We start from the raw sequence: 22,095 nt of genomic DNA, 5'->3' as shown, positions 1-22,095 counted from the left end.
CTCGGGAGGAGGTGAAGGCCGACCATATTCGTCATCGCCGGGGAGGAGGTCGGCTTTGACGAAAACTCTTTCGCTAATTTTGAAAGGGGCGAAACCCTTCTGGGGCCGGGAAACAGCGCCCGCCGCGGGAGGAGGTGCGGCGGGCGCCGTTTTGGTGGCCAACCTTCGGGAGGAGGTGAAGGTCGGACCTATTCGTCATTGCCGGGGAGGAGGTCGGCTTTGACGAAATCTCTTTCGCTAATTTTGAAAGGGGCGAAACCCTTTGGGGCAAATTTGATTTGCCCCGGGGAAACAGCGCCCGCCGCGGGAGGAGGTGCGGCGGGCGCCGTTTTTGTGGTCAACCCTTGGGAGGAGGTAAGGGGTGACCGTATCCGTCAAGGTCGGGGAGGAGGTCGACCCTGGCGAAATTCTGTCTAGATCGCCTGGCGGGCAATGATCTTGATTTCGTCGCGGACGATACCGAGATCATGCAGCTGGCGGTTGGAAAGGCGACCCAGCTCGGTAACCGTCTCGCGGTAAACGCGCCAGTTACGATAGTTGCGGATCAGGTTCATCGTCGTTCTCTTTTTCAAAACTGGTTCGGACCATTCGCGGTCCGAAGAATTAGACCGCCTTGCGAGCGACGTAAGGAATGTCGCTGCGGCTGATGCCGAGGTCGGTCAGTTCACGGTTGCTCAGGCGGCTCAGCTCGGACACGGTGTCCCTGTAGCGGCGCCAGTTGCGGTAGTTGCGGATCAGGTTCATGGTAGTTCTCGTTTCGTCTTTCTTGCGGATCATTCCGTTTGTGTACGAACTATAAATAGGCGGACCCATATCGATTTAAAAGCGCTATGGCTGCATGGCAGCAATGCAAATTGTGCAATGCAGCATTAACGAGCGTTCACGGACCTGACACAAAGAAACCCGAATCGGAAAATGCCGCTGCGTCAGCGGGTTGACCGGATCGGCTGAAAAAAAGACCGAACTGGGGAAGATGCAGCATGGCGAGCTATTCGTCGCGGGTCAGGGCGGATATCGCGCGCTGGCTACAGGCCGGGCTGATCGACGCCGCCATTGCCGATTCGCTTTCGCGCGATGTCGAAGCCAACGCGCGCAAGTCGCTCAGCTTCGGCTCGATCCTGGCGATGATGGCTGCCTTGCTGTTCGGCGCCGCCATCCTGATTTTCGTCGCCGCTAATTGGGACGCGATCCCGCGGCTGGCGCGCGTGGCGGCACTGTTTGCCGTCATCCTTGGCGGCTATGTCGGCGGCGCGGTGCTGAAGGCCCGCGACCATGCGGCGATCGGGGAAGCGCTCTGGATCGTGGCGGCTGCGGCTTTCGGCGGCTCGATCGCGCTGATCGGCCAGATGTATCATCTCTCGGGCGACGAGGCCTCGGCTCTGGTGACCTGGGGCGCCGGCACGGCGCTGGCGGCGGTTGCGCTGCGTTCGAATCCGCTGACGGTCGCTTCGGTCGGCATCGCCGATGCCTGGCTGTTCCTCAAAGGCTTCGACTACTACAGCCGCAGCGAATTTCCGCATGCCTTCGTGATCATGGCGATCGTGCTGTTTGCCGTCTCGTTCTGGACCCGCAGCCAGGCGGCGCGCCACCTGATCATCCTGTCGGTTCTGTTCTATCTTGTGCTCGTCACCGACCACGACACGCTGCAGGTGGCTATCCCGCTGGTCGTCGTCTCGGCGCTGCTGTTCGCGGCCTCGGTCTTCGCGCCGGATCCGGTCGACCGGGTCGTGCAGCTCGGCGGCCGCTTGCCCTTGCACGCACTGCTCGGCTTCCTCACCGGCCTCGCAATGATCCAGTTCGAACTCGCCGACGAGAGCACCTACAACAGCGGTTTTGCCCTCGCTTCGGTGATCGCGCTGGCCGGCATTGTCGCCGCGATCGTGCTGGCAGGACCGGAGAGCCGTGGGCTGCGCTGGCTTGCCTATGCCGGCTTCGCCTTCGAACTCGCCATCATCTATGTGGTGACCTTGCAATCGATGCTCGATACGGCCGGCTTCTTCCTGGCCGCCGCAGTGCTGCTCGGCATCCTTGCGATCGTCATCATCCGCGTGGAAAAGCGTATGAAAGGTCCAGATGCCAAAGGAGCCACGGCATGATCACCGGGAAAAGGCTTGTCATCTCGGCACTGGTGCTGGCGCTCGTTCAAATCGGCTTCCTGAGCTGGATCATCGCCGGCCGCGCGGCGATCCTGCGCAACGGCAAAGAGGTGCTTCTGAAGATCGAGCCCGTCGATCCGCGCGACCTCCTGCGCGGCGATTATATTATCCTGGGCTACGAGATTTCGCGCATACCGGTGAAAATGATCGCCAACATCCCGCCCGACAAATTTTCAAGCGACGATACGTCGATTGTCGTGCGCCTGAAGAAGGGCGCCGACGGCTATTGGCAGCCGGCGACCGCCTGGTTCGGCAAGGCGCCAACGACGGCAACCGCCGACGAGGCCGATATATCAGGCCACGTCGCCGAGGGCTGGGACCTTCGCAGCAAAGAGGCGACCATCGCGCCGGACTATGGCATCGAGCGCTTCTATCTGCCGGAAGGCGAGGGGATGGCGATCCAGAACGACATGCGGGTGCGGCCGTTCGGCATCCGTCTTGCGCTCGCCGGCGACGGCACCGCGCAGATCAAGGCGCTGGTGGACGGCGACAAGACGCTGTTCGAGGAACCACTCTACTAAGTCCCTTATTTCCAGTGGTGTGAAGCATGCCAGTTAGCCTGTCGAAGCGTGAGGACATCAACCTCGACACTGTTTTTCGCGTCGCCTGGAAGAAGGACACGGTGGAGATCGGCGAGAGGGCCCTGCAGCGTATTGCCGAATGCCGTGCCTCGTTCTTGAAGCTGATTGAATCCGATCCGCCACCGATCATCTATGGCGTCACTACGGCCATGGGAGAGCTGGCGAGCCGAAAGCTCGAACTCGACGAGCGGGACCGCCACGCGCGCATCAAGGCGTTCGCGGCTGCCACCTCGTTCGGCGATCCCTTGCCGGATCGCGTGGTCAGGGCAATCGTGCTTGCCCGCCTGACGAACTTCATCGAGGGGAACGCCGCCACCTCGCCACGCATCGCGCTTGCCGTGGCCGCAATGCTCAATGGTGGGCCGATGCCAACAGTGCCGGCCTCGGGCCAGGGCGGCGCCGGCGAAATCCTGGCGCTCTATCCGCTGTTTGCCGAGCTTTCGACGCGCTTCGATCTCGAGGTCAAGGAACGCGGCTCGCTGATCAACGGCTCGCCCTGCGCTGCAGCCCTCGTAGCGGACGCGGCGCTCGCGGCGCGCCGCCGGATCCGCATGGCGCAAAAAGTGTTCGCGCTGTCGATCGAGGCGTTTCGTGCCCCGCTCGAACACTATGACGCCGCCCTCGACACGCTCTGGGGCGATGAGCATGAGGCCGCGGCCCTGCAGGGTTTGCGGGAATTTCTGGTTGGCGCCGGCGATGGGCGACGCAATTATCAGGCGCCGGTCAGCTACCGCATCGTGCCGCGCGTCCTCGGTCAGGCGCATCGTGCGCTGTCGTCGGCCGGGCGGGCAGCCAATGTGTCGCTGGCCTCTATATCGGACAATCCGGTCTACATCCCGCCCGACGATGCACATCCGCTCGGCCGCTGCATCTCGACCGGCGGCTATCACAACGCCATGGCGACGCCGGCGCTGGATGATCTGGCGGCGATATGGGCCGACATCTGCCTGCTTTGCGACCGCCACGCCTCAAAACTCCTGAACGGCAAGGTGTCGCTGCTGCCCGATCTTCTGATGACCGGACGACACTCGGCCGACAGCGACGGCCATGGCAATGTCGGCTACGTGCCGATGGCAATCACCGGCTATCTCGAACAGGCCAAGCTGGCGGCGCAACGCACCTTCATTCCGGGCACGGAATCGGCCGGCGCGGGGCAGGACGACGTCGCCACGACGGCATTCTTCGCATGGACCAAGGAAGCGACCGCCGGCCGCTGCGTCGACGCGGCCATGGCGATGCTGGCGATGATCGCCTCGCAGGCGCTGCACATCACCGAACGCACGCCGCCGCCGGCACTACGGTCCTTCGTCGATCAAGTCAGAGCTATCGTGCCGCCTGTCGGCGCCGATCGCGTGCTGGGGCCGGAGCTTGCCAGGCTGGCGGAATGGTTCACTGAGAAAGTGTTCGAGGCGTAGAGATGTCGACAAGCCGTAGCTGGTGACTTGGTGCGCCTGAACGGATGAAGTTCGAACCTGCCGAGCTTCGGCGGCCCGCCACCCGAAGCTCGAAGAGCGAAGGCTGGTGCGGACGACGGGAATCGAACCCGTACGATCAGAGATCGAGGGATTTTAAGTCCCTTGCGTCTACCAATTCCGCCACGTCCGCAGGCCAGCCCTTTTCAGACGCCTGACACAGGCCGTCAAGTCGTGTTGTTGAGCGTTCGCCGAACGTGCAAACAGACGGGGCGGCTTGATGATACTGGCGCGATCACGGAATTATCGGCGCGGCGGGTAGTGGTAGGATGCCTGTATGGTGGATTTGATCTGCCAAGGCCGGCGCCTCTCAGGCCCAACCCATTCCCCCCGCCCACTGGGAGCGTCGGCCGCCCTTCCATGAAAGAGCCCTTTGAGTGGTTGCCTGGTCCGGCAGCGTCGCGATTGTGGCCCTGCTCAGAACTTGTAGCTCAAATTGATGCCTACCGTGTTGAGCTTCACGTTCTGATCGCGATCGTTGAAGGGTTCCGCCACGTCGTAGTGCTCGGAGCCGAAATCATAGTAGCGATACTGTGCGCCGACGACGAACTTGTCGGTCAACGCGTAGTCGACGCCGGCACCCACGGTCCAGCCGACATTCGTGCGCGTGCTGGCGAACGCCGGACCCGCCACTTGCGATGTTTCGATGCCGGCAAAGGCGATGCCGCCAATGCCGTAGACCAGCAGGCGATCCATGGCGTAGCCGGCCTTGGCGTTGACCGACCCGAACCACTTGATGTCGGTGCCGAATGTGCTTCCCAGCGCCGATACCGTCGTGCCGCCGACCGAGGAATAGTTGAGGTCCGCCTCGGCGCCGAGCACCGCCTGGTTGAACTGCCACAGGCCTGCGACATGGCCGCCGACAAAACCGCCGTCAATGTCGGGCGCGATGGAAAACGGCGCGCCTTCTGTCACCGATATATCGGATTGGCCCCAGCCATAGCCGGCCTGCAGACCAGCGTAGTAGCCCGTCCAGTCGAAGCCGGGCGCGGTCATCGGCACGTCGACCGTTGGGTCGGCTGCAAAAGCCGGCACGGCCAGAACGGCAAGAAAACCGGCACTTGCGACTATCAGTCGACGCATCGAACTCCCCAAATGACGATTCAGAAAGATCCTCGCCAGAAGGATAACCGCATTCGCCGCAATCGCAATCCCCCTGTCGCCGCACAGAATCCTCTATTTGGCGTCGATGAAGTCCAGCACAGCCTGGTTATATTCATCCGGCGCTTGCAGCATGGCGAAATGACTGGCGTTGGGCAGGATAATCAGCTTCGCGCCCGGGATGGCGGAGGCGATATATTCGGTGTGTTCGCGCTTGATCGCTTCATCATGGTCGCCGGCAACGATCGCCGTCGGCGTGGTTATCTCAGCGAGCTGCTCCTTGGTCCACGCCGGCTCGGTCTCCCACATATGGCTCATCTGCGCCACGAAGGCGTCATACTGGTCCGGTGTTTTCGACATCTTCTTGTAGTCGCGGCCGGAGCGGTCGATGTAGGCGGCAAAGGTCTTGTTGGTCATCACGCCCGGATCGACGCCGTCGGTGGTTACGTTGGCGGCTTGCGCAAAGAGCCTTGTCAGCCGCTCCGGATGATGCAGTGCGATGTCGATACCGATAATTCCGCCATCGCTCCAGCCGACGAGCGCGGTCTTGTCGATCTTCAGGTGATCGAGCAGCGCCAGATAGTCCGACGCCATCAAGTCATAGCCATAGGGCTGCTCGGTGCGGGTGGAGCGGCCGTGGCCACGGCTGTCGGCGACGATCACCTTGTGCGTCTTGGAAAGCGTGGCCACCTGACTGGCCCAGATGTCGGCGTGGCCGAGGCCGCCGTGAATGAGGAGCACCGGGTCGCCCGCGCCGAAAACGGCGTAGTACATCTGGATGCCGTTCACCGGCGCATATCCGCTCTGATCGGGTTTGGGCATGGCCGCTGGTTCCGGCAAGGTCTGCCAACGTTCCTCGGCGGCGGCAAAAGTGGTCGACGCTGCGAACAAGATGACGATGGCGAACGCTTTCCAAAAACGGGTCATGTTTTTTCCCTCATATGGTTCGGTCCGCGGTCAGCATCGCCTTCCAGCCGGATTAGTCAACAAGCCCGGCCTGCGCGGCGTGTCGGACCGACGGCTCTGGCGGCGCCCGCCGACATTTGCGAGACTGGCCGCAACCGAGGAATCGCCAATGACGAAAGCAACGCCCACAAAACCCAGACCGTGGACCGAGATGGCGACACATCTGGTCGATGTCGCCATGGGGCGGAAGCCCGCTGACCTGGTCGTGCGCAACGGCCGCTGGGTGAACGTCCATTCGGGCGAGATCATCGCCGGCACCGACATCGCCATTGCCGGCGGGCGCTTCGCTTATTGCGGGCCCAATGCCAGCCATGCCATCGGCCAGGGCACCAAGGTGGTCGACGCCGGCGGGCGCTATCTGGTGCCCGGCCTCTGCGACGCGCATATGCATGTCGAGAGCGGCATGGTGACGGTGACCGAGTTCTGCCGGGCCGTTATTCCGCACGGCACTACCTCTATGTTCATCGACCCGCACGAGATCGCCAATGTGCTTGGCCTGCCCGGCGTGCGGCTGATGCATGACGAGGCCGTTGCCATGCCCATCAACGTGCATGTGCAGATGCCGTCCTGCGTGCCCTCGGCGCCCGGGCTGGAACATGCAGGCGCCGAGTTGACGGTCGCCGATGTCGCGGAGGCAATGAGCTGGGAAAACATCATCGGTCTTGGCGAAGTGATGAATTTCCCCGGCGTCGCCGCCAACGATCCGGTGATGTCGGGCGAGATCGCGGCGACGGTCAAGGCAGGCAAGACGGTCGGCGGCCACTATGCCTCGCGCGATCTCGGCCTGCCGTTCCATGGCTATGTCGCCGGCGGTCCCGAGGACGATCATGAGGGCACGCGCGCCGAGGACGCCATCGCCCGCGTGCGCCAGGGCATGAAGGCGATGCTGCGGCTGGGCTCGGCCTGGTACGACGTCGCCTCGCAGATCAAGGCGGTGACGGAGAGCGGCATCGACCCGCGCAACTTCATCCTGTGCACCGACGACAGCCATTCCGGCACGCTGGTCCAGGAAGGCCATATGGACCGCGTGGTGCGCCACGCCATCCAACAGGGGTTGAAGCCGGTGACGGCGATCCAGATGGCGACGCTCAACACCGCCCAGCATTTCAAACTGGAGCGCGAGATCGGCTCGATCGCGCCGGGCCGGCTGGCCGACCTGCTGATCGTCTCGGATCTCGCCGCAATGACCATCGACGAGGTCTATGCACGCGGCGTCAGGCTGGCCAAGGGTGGCAAGCTAGAAGTCGACATCCCGGCCTATGATTACCCCCGGACGGCGAAGAACACCGTCAAGCTCGGCAAGAAGCTGAAGGGCGGCGACTTCGATATCGTTGCTCCCAAAGGCGCCAACGAGGTGCGGGTGCGTGTTATTGGCGTCATCGAGAACCAGGCGCCGACGCGCGCGCTGGAGGCCGATCTGGCGGTCGAGAACGGGCTGGTCGCCATGGACCGCCGCAACGACATCTGCCAGATAGCGCTGGTCGAGCGCCACCGGGGCACGGGCGGCGTCACCAACGCCTTCGTTTCCGGCTTCGGCTATATGGGCGACTGCGCCATGGCGTCCAGCGTCGCGCATGACGCCCATCACATCATCTGCGTCGGCACCAACAAGCAGGACATGGCGTTGGCCGTCAATCGCCTGGGTGCGGTCGGCGGCGGCGTCGTGCTGTTCTCCAAGGGCAAGGAACTGGCGCTGGTCGAAATGCCGATCGCCGGGCTGATGTCGGACGAGCGGGCCGAGATCGTCGCGGCCAAGGCAGAGAAGCTCACCGAGGCGATGCGCAAGATGGGCTGTTCGCTGAACAACGCCTACATGCAGCACTCGCTGCTGGCGCTGGTCGTCATTCCCGAACTCAGGATTTCCGATGTCGGCCTGATCGACGTGACGACATTCCAGAAGGTCGATCTGTTCGTCTAGGATTGTTGATATTCAGGCCATGCCGGCCTGCAAGTAGCGATTTTCTGCGCTTCCGGTGCTCACGTACTTAAGTACGCTCCGCTCCGGTTCTCGAAAACCACCACTTTCGGCTCGGCCTGACCCGAATCTCAACAATCCTAGGGCCAATGTCGCCCGCCGGTTCACCCGCCGGTGGCGATGGTCAGCACCTTGAACGGCGTGGTGATGACGATCTCGGCGACCGAGCCGACGGCCTTTCCGAGGCCCTGGCCGAGATTATTGAGCTGAGTCGGGACGGGCTCGTCCGAGGCAAGGCCGGCAGGCGCCCGCAGCCGGTCGCCCAGCAGTTGCACCAGCATCGGGTTGTCGGCGAATTTGGCGTGGTTGAGGCGGTCACCGCCCTTGGCCTGGGAAAGGTCGACCACCGACACGCCATAGCTGGCGAGGTCGGCCGCATCGCCGTAATCGCCGACGCGCGGCTTATCGCCCGAGATCAGGGAGGACAGCTTGAGAGCCCGGTCATCCGCCGAGAGCAGGATGGCGAATGGCTTGTCGGGTTTGCCGTAGCGGATCATCTGCTTCTTGAAGACGTCGACATCGATGTCGGGCGAGGCCAGGATGACGTAGCCGAGTTTGTCGTCGAGATCGCGATCGCCGGTGATGGCAAGCTGGCGCAGAGCCTCCATGGTCACCCAGGTCCCCATCGAATGGGCGATGATGTCGATGCTCTTGACCTTGGTCTTGGCCAGCATCCTGAGCGTCGCCTCGAGGTCGTCGCGCGCTGCGTTGGCGCTTTCCTTGTCGTAGATGTAACCCGTGGTCTTGCCGCTCGAAGCCCACGAGAACAGCACCGGCGTGCCGGGGTATTTCGTGTCGTGCGCGATCTGCGTCAGCCGGTAGATGCCGTCATCGAAGCCGTTGTTGAAGCCGTGCACGAAAACCAGCGCACGGTCGCCGCGCATGGCGATGTCGGCGCCGACCGCCTTGGCGAATTGCGGCGCGCCTTCATAGAAGGTGACGTCCTTGGCGGTGAAATCCTTGGCCGGATTGCTGTTCGCGGATCCCTTGGCCCGCTCGATGGCGCCGACCTGATGGTTTTTCGGGACGGTGACGTCGACACGGGCAAAGCTGGTGGTCAGCGAGCGATCGCCGTCGAACACCTGTCGCGGGTCGTTTGTTGCCCTCTGGCGTGTCGTGGCGACGAAGATCTCATGCGTGGCCGCGATGTCGGAAGCGGGCACCGTGACCGTCGTCTTGTTGAGCAGGTCGTGCGTTTTCCCGCCGGCGCAGCCAGTGACAGCGAGCGTCAATGCAACGACGAGATAACTCTTCGAACGCATGGTCATACGCCGGCTCCCGCAAAGGGGGACGTCAAACGCATGACGTCGCTGGCTATTCCGATAAGGCCGGAGACCGGCGCGGTCCAGTTCAAAGTGAATCGATACATCCGCAGTGGTGAACAGGCACGGCGAAAACCGCGGGACCGCATCTATTGTCCAAGCAGGCTGATGCGGTCTGTCACGTCACGGTCGCTGGCAAAGCCGTCATCCTCGCGCAGCCGCTGGCCGATCATCTTCACCAGCGTCGGATTGTCGGCGAACTTCGTATGGTTGAAGCTGTCCGATCCCTTGACCTTGGACAGGTCGACGACCGTCACGCCATAGGAGGCGAGATCGGCGGCATCCTTGTAGTCGCCGACGCGCGGCCGGGATCCGGCGATCAGGCCGGAGAGCCGCAGCGCGCGGTCGTCGTCCGACAACAGCAGGATGAACGGCTTGTCGGGCTTGCCATAGCGCCGCATCTGGCTCTTGAACACGTCGACATCGATGTCGGGCGAGGCCAGCACCACGTCGCCGAGCTTGCCGCCGAGATCGCGGTCGCCGGTGATGGCCATCTGCCGCAGCGTTTCCATGGTGACCCAGGTTCCGAGCGAATGCGCGACGATGTCGATGCGCCGCGCGCCGGACTGCTCCAGCATCCTGAGCGTCACCTCCAACTGGTCGCGGGCGGCGCTGGCGCTTTCCTTGTCATAAACGTAGTCGGTGGTCCTGGCGCCCGATGCCCAGGAAAACAGCACTGGTGTGCCGGGATAGCCGGAATCATGGACGATCTGGGTGAGGCGATAGACGGCGGCGTCGAAGCCGGTGTTGTAGCCATGCACGAAGACCATGACGCGGCCGCCACGCGCCGCGATGTCGGCGTTGAGCGCGCTGGAGAATTTCGGCTGCGTGTCGTAGCCGACGACCTCGGAAGCCATGAAATATTTGGCCGGGTCGTCCGACTTGCCGCGCGAGCGGCGCTCGATCTGGCCGGTCTTGTGAAGCCCCGGAACGGTGACGTTGACGCGGGCATAGTTCAGCGTCGCCGAGCGTTCGCCGTCGAAAACCTTGTTGGGATCGTCGGATTTCTTGCGCGTCGTGGCGATGAAGATCGAGTGGTTGCCGGCAATCTCCGTCACCGGCGCGGACACCATGGCGCTGCCCAACAATTCCTGTGTTTGCTGGCCGGCGCAGCCGGCGACGAACAAGGCCAGGACAACGGTAAAAATCTTCTTCAAAGGCACGCCTGAATTTCCAACTCCGGCCGAAAGGCCTGTCTATCCTCACGATACCTCCCGGACAGGCAGAGTGCGGCAGAACTAAGTCATGTACAGTCGAAATGTGATCGGCGCCCCGCTGCGGGCATCGCAGTGTTGCGCGAAAGCCAAAATGGCGGAAAACGCCTGCGTGATCCGCGCAATGAGCGGCGTCGCCGCCGGCCTTCCAATTCCCGCAGAGATAGCGATTTCAAGCCGCCCGGTGCCAGGGGGCATTAGAATGCACCCGCAAGTAGCTGAAAGTATTCCGCAAAATTTCCGCCCGGAAGGACGCACACGATGGACGATGGCGCCGCGTAGCCGGATATGCAATACGCGGGCTCGCGCCGCACCTTGTCCAGGCGCTCAACAACCGACGTGCGCGACCCGATCAACGATAGAGGTCCGCGGACAGCGTGCAACGCAAGGCGGCTTTCCCAAGGGTGGTTTCCGATGAACAGTTTCTCTTCCCGTGTTGCTGCCGCTGCCGCCGCGATCCGCCAGATCTTCCCTGAAACGCCGCTGCAGGAAAACGATTATCTGTCGAAAAAGACCGGTGCGCGGGTGCTGTTGAAGCGCGAGGATCTGTCGCCGGTCCGCTCCTACAAGATCCGCGGCGCCTTCAATTTCTTCCGCAAGACACTGGCGGCCGGCAACGAGGCCGAACTGTTCGTCTGCGCGTCCGCCGGCAACCACGCGCAGGGCTTTGCTTTCGTCTGCCGCCATTTCGGCAGGCGAGGCGTCGTGTTCATGCCGGTGACGACGCCGCAGCAGAAGATCGACAAGACCAAGCTGTTCGGCGGCGATTTCATCGAGATCAGGCTGGTCGGCGATTTCTTCGACGACTGCTATCGCGCGGCCCTGGAATTCACCGACAGTTCCGGCGCCCATATGGTGCCGCCCTTCGATCACAAGGACATCATCGAGGGCCAGGCAACCGTCGCCTACGAGATCGCAGACCAGATGCCGGGCGCCCGCATGCCCGATATCGTCATGCTGCCGGTCGGCGGTGGCGGACTTGCCGCGGGCGTCACCCACTATTTCGCCGATCAGGGCAGGCAAGCACGCTTCGTCTTCTGCGAACCGGCCGGCGCGCCGAGCCTGCGCGAGAGCCTCGCGGCGGGAAAACGGCTCAAACTCGCCAAGGTCGACAATTTCGTCGATGGCGCCGCGGTGGCCGAGATCGGCCGCGAGCCGTTGCGTCATCTCAAGGATTTTCCGGCCGACACAGTGCGGCTGATCCCGGAAAACCGGCTCTGCGCCACCATGATCGAAATGCTCAACGTCGAAGGCGTCGTGCTGGAGCCGGCCGGCGCGCTGGCGATCGATGCGCTCAAGGATTTCTCCAGGAAGGAGATCAGGGGCAAGACCATCGTCGCCGTGGTTTCGGGCGGCAATTTCGATTTCGAGCGGCTGCCGGACGTCAAGGAACGGGCGTTGCGCTTCGAGGGCCTGAAGAAATACTTCATAATCCGCTTTCCGCAGCGGCCGGGCGCGCTGCGCGACTTCCTCGAATTGCTCGGCCCCGACGACGACATCGCCCGTTTCGAATATCTGAAGAAATCGGCGCGCAATTTCGGTTCGGTGCTGATCGGCATCGAAACCAGGGACCGCCGCAATTTCGATCTGCTCAAGGCGAAGTTCGAGGCCGAGGGCGTCCAGTATCAGGACATCACCGACAACGAGACACTGGCCGGGTTCATCATATGAGCGGCAAGGAGGCAGGAAAAATCTTCGTCGCGCTGTTTTCCGGCATCAATGTCGGCGGCAAGCGCATCGTCAAGATGGCGGAGCTGCGGTCGTTCTTCGAGGGGCTCGGCTTTTCCGACGCCGCCACCTACGTGCAGAGCGGCAATGCCGTGTTCCGGGCGAAGAAGGGCGACGCGGCGGTGCTGGCGAAACAGCTCGAAGCAGCCTTCGAGAAGAAATGGGGGTTCCATTCGCGCATCATGGTGCGCGATCTCTCCTGGTTCGAGCGGCTGGTGAACGAAAACCCTTACCCGGAAGTTGCCGCGGAGCATACGAAGCTGCACGCCTATGTGCTGGAGCGCGAGCCGACAGCGGACGAGGTGGCGCGGCTGACAGAAAAGTGTACCGGCCCCGAACGCTTCGAGATCAAGGGCGATGTGCTCTACTTGCACGCACCGGACGGGCTGGGCAAATCGGTGTTTGCCGGGCTGATCCCGCGCACGCTGAAAGTGCCGGGCACCGCGCGCAATTGGCGCTCCGTGCAGGCGCTGCTGGAGATGGCCGCCCAGGCCGGGGGTAAATAGGTCGTCGCCTAAGCTGCCGGAGCGGGTTTCCAGTCGAAGGTCAGTTCTTCGCGGAAAGCAAAGCGCTTGATATGATCGGCGACAACGCTTTCCAGGCGCTCGATCGATCCTGCTTCGTCAGTCGATACCGTGATATGCAGCGTCGCCGCATCGGCATCCATGACGATAGGGCCCATCGAGAGATCGATGGTGCCATGGGTGGGATCGAACTCGACCGGGAATTTGTGCGCCCAGTGCTTGCACAGCTGCTGCAGGTAGCGGCTGGCATGTTCGGTGGTGACGTCGGCATGGCTGGTCGGCATGAACTCTCCTGGGCAAGCGCCTGTTTAGCCGGACAGATAGGCACCGTTCCGGAAAAACCAAACGGTGCCAGGCATGTCAGCCGAGCATTATCCGCTCAAGATAGCGTGATTGCTTACCAGCTTCCGGTGTTCGCCATCGAAGCCCAGGGCTCCGCCTTGGCCTTGGCCGGGCCTTTCTGCAGAAGCTCGATCGAGATGCCGTCCGGCGATCTGACGAAGGCCATGTTGCCGTCGCGCGGTGGCCGGTTGATGATGACGCCATTGTCCATCAGATGCTGGCAGGTGGCGTAAATGTCGTCGACCTCATAGGCGAGATGACCGAAATTGCGCCCGCCCTTGTAGTCTTCCGGGTCCCAATTGTAGGTCAGTTCGACCAGCGGCGCCTTGTCGGCGATGGCGCTTTGCTCGTCTTCGGAGGCCGCGAGGAAGATCAGCGTGAAGCGGCCCTGCTCGTTTTCGTAGCGGCGCACTTCCTTGAGGCCGAGCTTGTTGCAGTAGAAGTCGAGCGAGGCATCGACGTCGGTGACGCGGATCATGGTGTGCAGATAGCGCATGTGATTTCCTTGATAAATTGCGTTGCGGCGCAACATAGGGTCGGCCCTGTCAAAGGGCAATCGTGCGGCGGTGCGCAATGCCGGCAAAGAACAAATCCGGTATTGCCCAAATGAACCGTGAAAAAAGGCACGGCAGGTCTTGCACAGACCGGAAGCCGCAGTGTTAATCTGTTGGCAAGAATCAGTTGCGGTGTTCTTGAAAAGAGGGGGCATTCTTATGGGGGAAAAGGCCTCTTTCATGGGGCGGGACGGACCCCTTGGCGACGCCCCGCAGCGTGACGAAGGCGGCGACGCCGCCGACCTGCGAGAAATTGCCGGCGCCATCAAGTGGTTCGATGTGGCCAAGGGCTATGGTTTCATCCTCCCGGATGACGGCATTTCGGGCGACATCCTCCTCCATGTGACATGTCTTCGAAAGGACGGCTTTCAGACGGCCCTGGAGGGCGCGCGCGTGGTCTGCCTTGTCAAACATGGCGACCGCGGATTGCAGGCCTTCCGGGTGCTCTCCATGGACCTCACCACCGCGGTCCACCCGGCCGAGATGCAGGAGCAGCGCACCCATGTCGCGGTGACGCCGGAGAGCGGTCTCGAACGCGCCTTGGTGAAATGGTTCAACCGCACCAAGGGGTTTGGTTTTCTCACCCGCGGCGAGGGCACCGAGGACATCTTCGTCCATATGGAGACCTTGCGCCGTTACGGTATCACCGAGCTTCGGCCTGGGCAGGTCGTGCTGGTTCGTTTCGGGCGCGGCGACAAAGGCCTTATGGCCGCCGAAATTCACCCCGATATGGGGACCTTGCCGGTCTCGCATTAGGGCGTTTCCGGCCGAGGACCTCGAATGGCTTACAGGAACTGGCTGACCGCGGGCGCGATGTGCGCGATTGCCTTCATCGCCGCCGCCGGTGGTTACTTCTATTCCGAAAAGCCGACCTCGGCGGACAGCCGGGCGATGATCCTTCCGGCCGATCCGGCGCCACTGGTCGTGGTGACGAAAGGCGGTGATCGCTCTTTTTCCATCGAAGTCGCCGACACCGCCGCGGAGCGCGAGGCCGGCTTGATGTACCGCCAGGACATGGCGGACAACCACGGCATGCTGTTCGTCTTCGAGGTCCAGCAGCAGGTTGGCTTCTGGATGCACAACACGCCAATGCCGCTTGATCTGATTTTCGTCGGCCAGGATGGCAAGGTCCGGGCGGTCAAGCACGGCGAGCCGCAATCGGACGCCGTCATCTCGCCCGGCGTGCCGGTGCGCTTCGTGCTCGAGCTCAAGGCCGGCACTGCCGCCAGGAACGGCATCGAGTATGGCGACCTTTTGCGCCACCCGACCGTGGGCACGGTATCCGGCCCCGGCATGCCACCAGCCGACAATGGCGATGTGCCGAATGGCGGTGGCGGTTGAGCACACAGGCGGGATCGCAGATGCAGTCTTTCACCCATGACGGCTTCGAGCTTGCCTTCCTCGACCGCCAGCCGGCATCGGGCGAGGGCGATCCGGTGCTGATGATCCATGGCTTCGCCTCGAGCCATTATGTCAACTGGGTATCGCCCGGCTGGTTCAAGACGCTGAACGATGCCGGTTACCGCGCCATCGCCTTCGACAATCGCGGCCACGGCTCGTCGTCGAAGAGCTATGAGGAGGCCGACTACACGCCGGTCAAGATGGCTTCCGATGCCGCCGCCTTGCTCGGCCATCTCGGCATCGAGCGCGCCCATGTCATGGGTTATTCGATGGGCGCCCGCATCGCGGCGTTCATGGCGCTGTCCGATCCGGACAAGGTGGCGACGCTGGTCTTCGGCGGTCTCGGCATCGGCATGGTCGACGGTGTCGGCGATTGGGATCCGATCGCCGCCGCCCTGCTTGCCGAAGATCCAGCCGCGACTACCCATCCGCGCGGCCGGTCGTTTCGCGCCTTCGCCGACCAGACCCGCAGCGATCGTCGTGCCTTAGCCGCTTGCATCGCCAAATCGCGGGAATTGCTGAGCGAGCAGGATATCGCGCGCATCGCCCAGCCGACGCTTGTCGCCGTCGGAACCACCGACGACATTGGCGGCTCGCCCGATGAGCTTGCAGCGTTGATGCCGAACGCCAGCGCCTTTCACATCGAGGGCCGGGATCATATGCTGGCCGTCGGGGACAAGACCTTCAAGCAGCGCGTGCTGGAATTCTATGCTGAGAATCCGCTCTGAGCGGACGGCGATGCATCAGGCGGATTTGATGCTTGTGCTCAGTCCGGCGCTCTCGCTGCTTGAACCGACTTCGCCATCACGCACAGCAGCTCGAACATCATCGTCGCGCCTGCGAGCGCCGTCATTCCGCCCAGGTCGAAAGGCGGCGCCACCTCGACGACGTCGGCACCGACAATGGTCAATCCGTCGAGCAGGCGGACCATTTCCTGCGCCTCGCGGGTGGTGAAGCCGCCTAACTCGGGCGTACCGGTCCCGGGGGCCATTGATGGGTCGATGCAGTCAATGTCGAAAGTCACATAAATGGGCGTGTTTCCGACGATGCCGCGCGCCTCTTCCATGACGCTGGCCGCGCCCCGCCTGACGAACTCTTCCATGTAAATGATGCGGATGCCTTGGGCGACCGCCCAGTCATGTTCGCCGGGTTCGTATATCGAGCCGCGGATACCGATCTGGACGATGCGCTTGGGATCGAGCAGCCCCTCTTCGATGGCGCGGCGGAATGGCGTGCCATGCGTGTAGGGATTGTCACCGAAATAACGGTCGTTGGTGTCGGAATGCGCGTCGAAATGGATCATGCCGACGGGCGCCTTGCGGGCCACGGCGCGCAGCACCGGCAACGTCGTCAGATGATCGCCGCCCGCTGCCAGCGGAATGGCGCCCACTGCCACGATCGCCGCGATGCCGTCCTCGATGCGCTTCAGCCCGTCCAGCAGGTTGATCGGGTTGACCGAGAGGTCGCCGACATCGGCGACGTTGGCGATGCTGAACGGCTCGGTCCCCGAGACGTGATGGGCGCGCCGCATCAGGCTCGACTGGTTGCGGATCTCGCGCGGGCCGTGCCGTGCGCCGGCCCGATTGGTGGTGCCGCCGTCCCACGGAATGCCGACGAGCGCGATGTCGAGCCCTTCCGCGCTTGCCACGGCCGGCAGTCTCATGAAGGTCGAAAGTCCGGCGAAGCGAGGAACGGCGGAAGCGTCGATCGGCTGGAAGAAATTGCTGCTCATGGTGTCGGCACCTCAGAAGAATTCACGTTTGACGATTTCCGCAATGCGGGTCTCGCAGTCGTCGAGCAGCCACCGGCCCTTTTCGGCTGATGAGCCCTCGGTCAGCGACAGCACGCCGGATGGCGGCACTTCCTCGGCTGGCTTGGGATAGCGATCATATGGCCTGAACTGCGCCGGGCCGTCATGCAGTGCCTTGCCGAGGTCGACGAGCTCGGGACGCAGCGCCAGCATCATCGAGGTCTCGATGACGCTGGCATGTTCCAGCTCGATGCCGGGATAACCGTCGGGGAACACTTTCGCCAGCGTCTCTGTGCGCACCATTTCCCAATGATCGATGCGCAGGATCGTCAGATCCGCCGCACGCTCGCGGCCGATGGCATCGAGCGCCAGTTCGATGCCTTCGATCGACGGGCCGATGTTCTCGTAATGGCCGTTGAGGACAACGATGCGCCGGACCTTCTGGCGATAGAGGTCGCAGATCACATCCTTGACCAGCAGCGAAAACGTATGCGCCGTGATGTTGATCGTGCCGGGGAAGGCCGGGCCGCCGCCTGTTCTTGGCTGCGAGCGGTTGCCGTAGGCAATGGTCGGCGCGACGAGGCCGCCAACCTGCTTCGCCACCGTCTCGGCGATGGCGGTGGGAAGCACGACATCGACATTCATCGCCATGTGGTGGCCGTGCTGCTCGGTCGAGCCGAGCGGCAGGAAGATTGGCGCGCCGGCGGCGATCCGCTTCTCGGCTTCGGGCCATGGCAGTTCAGCGAGGAAAACCCGGTCTTTCATGATCACCTCATTTCAAAGCATCGCCGCGCCACCATTGGCGCCCAGGCATTGTCCAGTGAAGAAGGTGGCGCCGGGGCCGGCAAGGAAGACCACAGCGGAGGCGATTTCATCCGGCCGGCCGATCCGCCCCAACGGGTGTGTCGTTTCCAGCGCGCGCTGGCTCTCGTTCAGCGCCTCGAAACCGAGAAGCGGCGTGTCTGTCGGCCCCGGCGCCACGGCGTTGACCAGGATGCGAGGGGCAAGCTCGCGCGCCCAGGATCGGGTCAGGCCGAGTAATGCCGCCTTGGTCGCGCAATAGACCGAGGCGCTCGCCCGGCCGAGATAGGCGAGCTCGGAGGCGATATTGACGATGCGGCCGCCATCGGGAAGGTGCGGCAGGACTTCCCGTGCCACGATGATGGCGCCGCGCACATTGACGGCGAACATGCGGTCGACATGGTCGAGCGAAATCGCCTCAAGCGGTGCTTCCTGGAGGATGCCGGCATTGTTGACCAGAATGTCGTAGCCGCCGATCCGTTGCGCTCCTTGCCTGACCGCGGCAATGATGTCGGCCTCATTGGCAAGGTCGCAGGCAAGGATCGGGATATCGCCTTCGGATGCCTTGAGATCGAAGCCGAGAACCATAGCTCCGGCGTCCCGCAAGGCAAGCGCGGTCGCACGGCCGATGCCGCTGGCCGCACCGGTGACCAGCGCGCGTTTTCCGTGCAATGGAGTTACCAAGGCACTTCTCCCCTGTCGACACCGAGCGACTGCCCGGTGATGTTGGCCGCGAGATTCGACGCCAGGAACAGATAGGTGCCGGCCATGTCGGCCGGCTCCATCAGGCCGGGCAGGGCTTGCGCGCCGACGATGTCTTCGAGCAGTGCTGCTTCACTGACGGCACCTTGCTCGGCCATCCGGCCAAGCGAGCGCATCGATGCTTCCGTGCGGACCCATCCGGGGCAGACCGCATTGACGCGGATGCCCTTTGATCCAAGTTCCTTGGCCCAGGTTTTCGTCAGGCCGATGATGGCGTGCTTGGAGGCGACGTAGGCGCCGAACCGCGCTTCGGCGACGCGGCCCCAGATCGAGGCGGTGTTGATGATCGAAGCGCCGGCCTGCATGCGCGGGAAGGCGCGCGCGGTGACCACCGCCGTCCCGATGATGTTGATCTCGATGATGCGCCGGAAGGCGGCTTCGGCCTCGTCGCTGCTGTCGGTGATCGGCGTCATCAGCTCGAGGCCGGCATTGTTGATGAGCACGTCGATCCGGGAGATCGGTTCGAGTGCCGCCCCGACCGCCTCGCGGTCGGCGATGTCGGCCTCCATGCCGATGGCGCCCAAGTCGCGGGCTCGTTCATGCACGGCCGCGTCGTTGGCAATGAGGTGCAGGCTGGCGCCGGCCTGGGCGAAGCCCTTGGCGATGCCGAGCCCGATGCCTCGGCTCGCTCCGGTGATCACGACCGTCTTTCCGGAAAAGGAGAGGCTCATACGACCACTCCGGTTTCGTTGCGGATCAGATGCAGGACCTTGTTGCGCAGCTCGAAGAATTTCTGGGTTTCCCGGATCTCCAGCGGCCGGTCCGGGCCAAGCTCTGCCGTCACGTCGATATCGGCGACGATCGAGGCTGGACGGCGCGAGAACAGGATGATCCGGTCGGCGAGAAACACCGCCTCTTCGACGTCGTGGGTGACGAAGATGATGGTCTTTTCCTCGCGGATCTGGATCTGCCGCAGCTCGACCTGAAGCCGCTCGCGCGTCAACGCGTCGAGGGCGCCGAAGGGCTCGTCCATCAACAGCACGTCCGAACCCGCCGCGAGCGTGCGCGCTATGGCCACCCGCTGGCGCATGCCTCCAGAGATACGGTTGGGATAGGAGTCGGCAAAGTCGGCGAGCCCGAACAGCTTGAGATAGTGGCTGATACGCTCGGCCCTTTCGGTTGCGCCGAGATCCTTCCTGTAGCGCATGCCGAAAGCGATGTTGTTTTTGACCGTCAGCCAGGGAAACGACGAATAGGACTGGAACACCATGCCGCGCCGACGGTCCGGCCTGACGACCTTTTCCCCGCCAAGCAGGATCGAGCCCGAACTCGGCTCGTCGAGGCCGCCGACCATGCGCATCAAGGTGGTCTTGCCGCAGCCCGATGGGCCGAGAAAGACGACCAGCGAATTGCGCTCGAGGCCAAGGCTGGTGTTTCGCACGACATCGACGGGGCCGAAGGACTTGGCCGTGTCGACGAATTGAACATATCCGGTCATGTCATGCTCCTCACAGATACCGGAACAGCCGGCGGTGAAGCAGGCGCAAAAGCTGGTCGGTGACAAGGCCGATCAGGCCGATGACGACGACGCCGGCCATGACCTCAGGTGTCTTGACGAAGCGCCGGGCCGTCCAGATCATATAGCCGATGCCGGAATCGGCGGCGACGATTTCGGCGATGATCAGATAGGTCCAGCACCAGCCGAGCGTGATGCGCAGATTGTCGAGCAGCGTCGGCCCCATCCAGCGCAGGGCGACGTCGACCATGACCTGCCTCGAATTGGCGCCGACGGTGCGGGCGACCTCGACGAACTCCTGCGGCACGCGCCGCATGTCGTCAGCGACGAGCAGCACGAGCTGGAAGAACGTCCCCAGCCAGAGCAGGAAGATCTTGGTCTCCTCGCCGACGCCGAACCAGATGATGGACAGCGGCACCAGCGCGGGGACCGGCAGATAGCGGATGAAATCGATCATCGGCTCGAGGGCGGCGCCGACGATCCGGTAGCTGCTCATCATGATGCCGATCGGGATCGCCATGACGGCGGCCAGCAGGAAGGCAATCCAGACACGGGTGCCCGAAACCGCGACGTGCCAGAGCAGGTTCTGCTCGGTCAGCATCGTCCACAGCGCGACGACGACGCGGCTCGGCGACGGCAGGAACTGCGGCGCAATGATGCCCGCGCGCGCCGCCAGCTCCCACAGGGCAACGACGAGCACGGCCGCGGCGACGCTGACGGCAAACTCCAGCATCGGCGATGCGCGACCGCGGAAGACAAACAGGCTGCTGAACAAATCACTATCCCCGGATGATCGAAAGAACGGCCGTCACCGACGGCGAGCCGGAATGACCTGCCGGCAGCCGCCGAGCGGCTGCCGGTCCGGCCGCGCGGCCGCTATTTTGCCGGGAGCTTGTTGATTGCCGTATTGTCGACCTGGTCGGCCGCCACCAGCTTGGTGTCGGCCGCACCATTTTCCAGGTTGAGATCCATCACCGTGTCGAAGATCCCGTGCAGCGTGCCTTTTTCTCCCGGCTTGCCCATATAGGCTAGGGATTCGGCAAGCGTCGTGTAGGACAGGCTGGAGTTGACGATATCGGTCACTTCGGCAGGCGTCAGGCCGAAATGCTTGGAGGCCATGTCGGCGAATTTGTCCGGCTCGGCCTTGATGAAGTCGACCGCCTCATAGATGCAGCCGAGAAATTTTGTGTACTTGTCGGGGTTCGCCTTGAAATCGTCGTTGCGGGCGATGATCGCGTCGATGATGATGCCGCGATGATCCTTGGACGAGATCAGCATGCGGGCACCGGGGCGGGTCGAGGCCTTCAGCGCCTGCGACATGAACGGTTCGTAGGTCGCGATCGCGGCGATCGATTCATCGACGAAAACCGCGCCCGTATCGGCCGTCGCGATGTCCTTGATCTGAAGATCCTTCAGCGACAGGCCGGCCTGCTTCAGCTCCATCTGCAACAGCAGGCGCGAAGGAATGTTGGGCTCGGCCGCGACAACCTTGCCCTTGAGATCGGCAACCGACTTGATCTTGTCATCCGTGATGACGCCGTCGCCGCCGACGGATTCGTCGATCGTGCCGATGATGATGCCGGGCGTCGAAGCATCGCGCGGGCGCCCCTGATATTCGCCGACGGAGCGCATCTGCATCTCGATGTCGCCGCGCGCCATCGCCGCCATGACGTTGGTCAGGTCGTCCTCGAACTTGATGCTGACATCAAGGCCCTTGGCGGCGAAGCAGCCAAGGTCGCTGGCGATATGGACAGGCGCAAATCCCAGCCATGTCGGCGCAAGGATGCGGATCTGGTCGGCGCTGAGGGCGAGCTCCGAACTGGCGAGCAGCAGGGCTGCGGACAAGGCGGTGCCGAGTAACGGTTTCATAATTGTTCCCCAATTTTGTTCCGTACAGGCTCGCGATTTCAGACATTGATGTAAATGAGTTTATTTAGAACGATACATCGAATAACATCGATGTATCGTTCCGTGCATTATTGGGGGGCGG

General features: G+C 63.0%; 24 protein-coding genes and 1 tRNA gene. 9 read left to right on the top strand and 16 right to left on the bottom strand.

Annotation, left to right across the window (positions count from 1 at the left end; genetic code table 11):
- Positions 1-413: 413 nt before the first annotated feature.
- Positions 414-554 (bottom strand): DUF1127 domain-containing protein, encoded by a 141-nt coding sequence (locus EOA13_RS08905; protein ID WP_013531314.1) that lies wholly within the window; start codon positions 552-554, stop codon positions 414-416.
- Positions 555-603: 49 nt separating this feature from the next.
- Complete coding sequence (locus tag EOA13_RS08900; protein WP_013531315.1) at positions 604-744, bottom strand: DUF1127 domain-containing protein; 141 nt, start codon at positions 742-744, stop codon at positions 604-606.
- Between the two features lie 236 nt (positions 745-980).
- On the opposite strand from EOA13_RS08900, the gene EOA13_RS08895 reads away from it, so the two are divergent.
- From EOA13_RS08895 to EOA13_RS08885, 3 genes are read left to right on the top strand one after another with little or no spacing between them, the layout of a single operon-like run.
- The gene (locus EOA13_RS08895) at positions 981-2,096 is read left to right on the top strand and encodes a DUF2157 domain-containing protein (protein ID WP_127291502.1); all 1,116 of its coding nucleotides are present in this window, start codon (positions 981-983) and stop codon (positions 2,094-2,096) included.
- On the top strand, positions 2,093-2,677 hold the full coding sequence (locus tag EOA13_RS08890; protein WP_127291499.1) for a GDYXXLXY domain-containing protein: 585 nt from the start codon (positions 2,093-2,095) through the stop codon (positions 2,675-2,677). Before EOA13_RS08895 ends, EOA13_RS08890 begins: the two co-directional genes overlap by 4 nt.
- 26 nt (positions 2,678-2,703) lie before the next feature.
- Positions 2,704-4,152 (top strand): aromatic amino acid lyase, encoded by a 1,449-nt coding sequence (locus EOA13_RS08885; protein ID WP_127291496.1) that lies wholly within the window; start codon positions 2,704-2,706, stop codon positions 4,150-4,152.
- A 104-nt stretch (positions 4,153-4,256) separates the two neighbouring features.
- Here EOA13_RS08885 and EOA13_RS08880 read toward each other — a convergent pair.
- From EOA13_RS08880 to EOA13_RS08870, 3 genes are all read right to left on the bottom strand, one after another.
- A tRNA-Leu gene (locus tag EOA13_RS08880) sits at positions 4,257-4,342 on the bottom strand.
- Positions 4,343-4,626: 284 nt separating this feature from the next.
- Complete coding sequence (locus EOA13_RS08875) at positions 4,627-5,292, bottom strand: outer membrane protein (protein WP_127291493.1); 666 nt, start codon at positions 5,290-5,292, stop codon at positions 4,627-4,629.
- A 93-nt stretch (positions 5,293-5,385) separates the two neighbouring features.
- On the bottom strand, positions 5,386-6,237 hold the full coding sequence (locus tag EOA13_RS08870) for an alpha/beta fold hydrolase (RefSeq protein ID WP_127291490.1): 852 nt from the start codon (positions 6,235-6,237) through the stop codon (positions 5,386-5,388).
- A gap of 148 nt (positions 6,238-6,385) precedes the next feature.
- On the opposite strand from EOA13_RS08870, the gene ade reads away from it, so the two are divergent.
- Complete coding sequence (gene ade / locus EOA13_RS08865) at positions 6,386-8,194, top strand: adenine deaminase (protein ID WP_127291488.1); 1,809 nt, start codon at positions 6,386-6,388, stop codon at positions 8,192-8,194.
- 161 nt (positions 8,195-8,355) lie between these two features.
- Here ade and EOA13_RS08860 read toward each other — a convergent pair whose 3' ends face one another.
- Both EOA13_RS08860 and EOA13_RS08855 read right to left on the bottom strand, forming a co-directional pair.
- Positions 8,356-9,519 (bottom strand): alpha/beta hydrolase, encoded by a 1,164-nt coding sequence (locus EOA13_RS08860; protein WP_127291485.1) that lies wholly within the window; start codon positions 9,517-9,519, stop codon positions 8,356-8,358.
- Between the two features lie 143 nt (positions 9,520-9,662).
- A complete protein-coding gene (locus tag EOA13_RS08855) occupies positions 9,663-10,736 on the bottom strand; it encodes an alpha/beta hydrolase (protein ID WP_013531324.1) in 1,074 nt (357 codons plus the stop codon).
- Between the two features lie 465 nt (positions 10,737-11,201).
- On the opposite strand from EOA13_RS08855, the gene ilvA reads away from it, so the two are divergent.
- The gene (ilvA, locus tag EOA13_RS08850; protein WP_127291482.1) at positions 11,202-12,458 is read left to right on the top strand and encodes a threonine ammonia-lyase IlvA; all 1,257 of its coding nucleotides are present in this window, start codon (positions 11,202-11,204) and stop codon (positions 12,456-12,458) included.
- Complete coding sequence (locus EOA13_RS08845; RefSeq protein WP_127291479.1) at positions 12,455-13,021, top strand: DUF1697 domain-containing protein; 567 nt, start codon at positions 12,455-12,457, stop codon at positions 13,019-13,021. Before ilvA ends, EOA13_RS08845 begins: the two co-directional genes overlap by 4 nt.
- Before the next feature lie 8 nt (positions 13,022-13,029).
- Here EOA13_RS08845 and EOA13_RS08840 read toward each other — a convergent pair whose 3' ends face one another.
- Positions 13,030-13,323: a DUF2218 domain-containing protein gene (locus EOA13_RS08840; RefSeq protein WP_127291477.1), complete on the bottom strand. Its 294-nt coding sequence runs from the start codon at positions 13,321-13,323 to the stop codon at positions 13,030-13,032.
- A 113-nt stretch (positions 13,324-13,436) separates the two neighbouring features.
- Positions 13,437-13,877: a lactoylglutathione lyase gene (gene gloA / locus EOA13_RS08835; protein WP_127291474.1), complete on the bottom strand. Its 441-nt coding sequence runs from the start codon at positions 13,875-13,877 to the stop codon at positions 13,437-13,439.
- Positions 13,878-14,115: 238 nt separating this feature from the next.
- On the opposite strand from gloA, the gene EOA13_RS08830 reads away from it, so the two are divergent.
- From EOA13_RS08830 to EOA13_RS08820, 3 genes are read left to right on the top strand one after another with little or no spacing between them, the layout of a single operon-like run.
- On the top strand, positions 14,116-14,691 hold the full coding sequence (locus EOA13_RS08830) for a cold-shock protein (RefSeq protein ID WP_348629753.1): 576 nt from the start codon (positions 14,116-14,118) through the stop codon (positions 14,689-14,691).
- Between the two features lie 24 nt (positions 14,692-14,715).
- Positions 14,716-15,276, top strand: coding sequence for a DUF192 domain-containing protein (locus tag EOA13_RS08825; RefSeq protein ID WP_127291471.1), 561 nt, complete (start codon positions 14,716-14,718; stop codon positions 15,274-15,276).
- 20 nt (positions 15,277-15,296) lie between these two features.
- Positions 15,297-16,064 carry an alpha/beta hydrolase gene (locus EOA13_RS08820; RefSeq protein WP_164780029.1) on the top strand — a complete coding sequence of 256 codons (768 nt, stop codon included), beginning with the start codon at positions 15,297-15,299 and terminating at the stop codon, positions 16,062-16,064.
- A 38-nt stretch (positions 16,065-16,102) separates the two neighbouring features.
- Here EOA13_RS08820 and speB read toward each other — a convergent pair whose 3' ends face one another.
- The 7 genes from speB to EOA13_RS08785 form a co-directional block, all read right to left on the bottom strand.
- Positions 16,103-17,068 carry an agmatinase gene (gene speB / locus EOA13_RS08815; RefSeq protein WP_127291465.1) on the bottom strand — a complete coding sequence of 322 codons (966 nt, stop codon included), beginning with the start codon at positions 17,066-17,068 and terminating at the stop codon, positions 16,103-16,105.
- Between the two features lie 12 nt (positions 17,069-17,080).
- Complete coding sequence (locus EOA13_RS08810) at positions 17,081-17,851, bottom strand: creatininase (protein ID WP_127291462.1); 771 nt, start codon at positions 17,849-17,851, stop codon at positions 17,081-17,083.
- A 12-nt stretch (positions 17,852-17,863) separates the two neighbouring features.
- Entirely contained in the window at positions 17,864-18,571 is a 708-nt protein-coding gene (locus EOA13_RS08805) for an SDR family oxidoreductase (protein ID WP_127291459.1), read from the bottom strand.
- The gene (locus tag EOA13_RS08800; RefSeq protein WP_127291456.1) at positions 18,565-19,320 is read right to left on the bottom strand and encodes an SDR family oxidoreductase; all 756 of its coding nucleotides are present in this window, start codon (positions 19,318-19,320) and stop codon (positions 18,565-18,567) included. The genes EOA13_RS08805 and EOA13_RS08800 overlap by 7 nt, the downstream gene beginning before the upstream one ends.
- Positions 19,317-20,087 carry an ABC transporter ATP-binding protein gene (locus tag EOA13_RS08795; RefSeq protein WP_127291453.1) on the bottom strand — a complete coding sequence of 257 codons (771 nt, stop codon included), beginning with the start codon at positions 20,085-20,087 and terminating at the stop codon, positions 19,317-19,319. The genes EOA13_RS08800 and EOA13_RS08795 overlap by 4 nt, the downstream gene beginning before the upstream one ends.
- Before the next feature lie 10 nt (positions 20,088-20,097).
- Positions 20,098-20,880 (bottom strand): ABC transporter permease, encoded by a 783-nt coding sequence (locus EOA13_RS08790; RefSeq protein ID WP_245490334.1) that lies wholly within the window; start codon positions 20,878-20,880, stop codon positions 20,098-20,100.
- A gap of 101 nt (positions 20,881-20,981) precedes the next feature.
- Complete coding sequence (locus EOA13_RS08785; RefSeq protein ID WP_127291450.1) at positions 20,982-21,974, bottom strand: ABC transporter substrate-binding protein; 993 nt, start codon at positions 21,972-21,974, stop codon at positions 20,982-20,984.
- Positions 21,975-22,095 lie beyond the last annotated feature (121 nt).

The organism is Mesorhizobium sp. M7A.F.Ca.US.011.01.1.1, from assembly GCF_003998295.1.
In the GTDB taxonomy this organism is placed as follows: domain Bacteria; phylum Pseudomonadota; class Alphaproteobacteria; order Rhizobiales; family Rhizobiaceae; genus Mesorhizobium.
The sequence above is the reverse complement of the archived record's forward strand: the minus strand, read 5'-3'. Positions and strand labels throughout refer to the sequence as shown.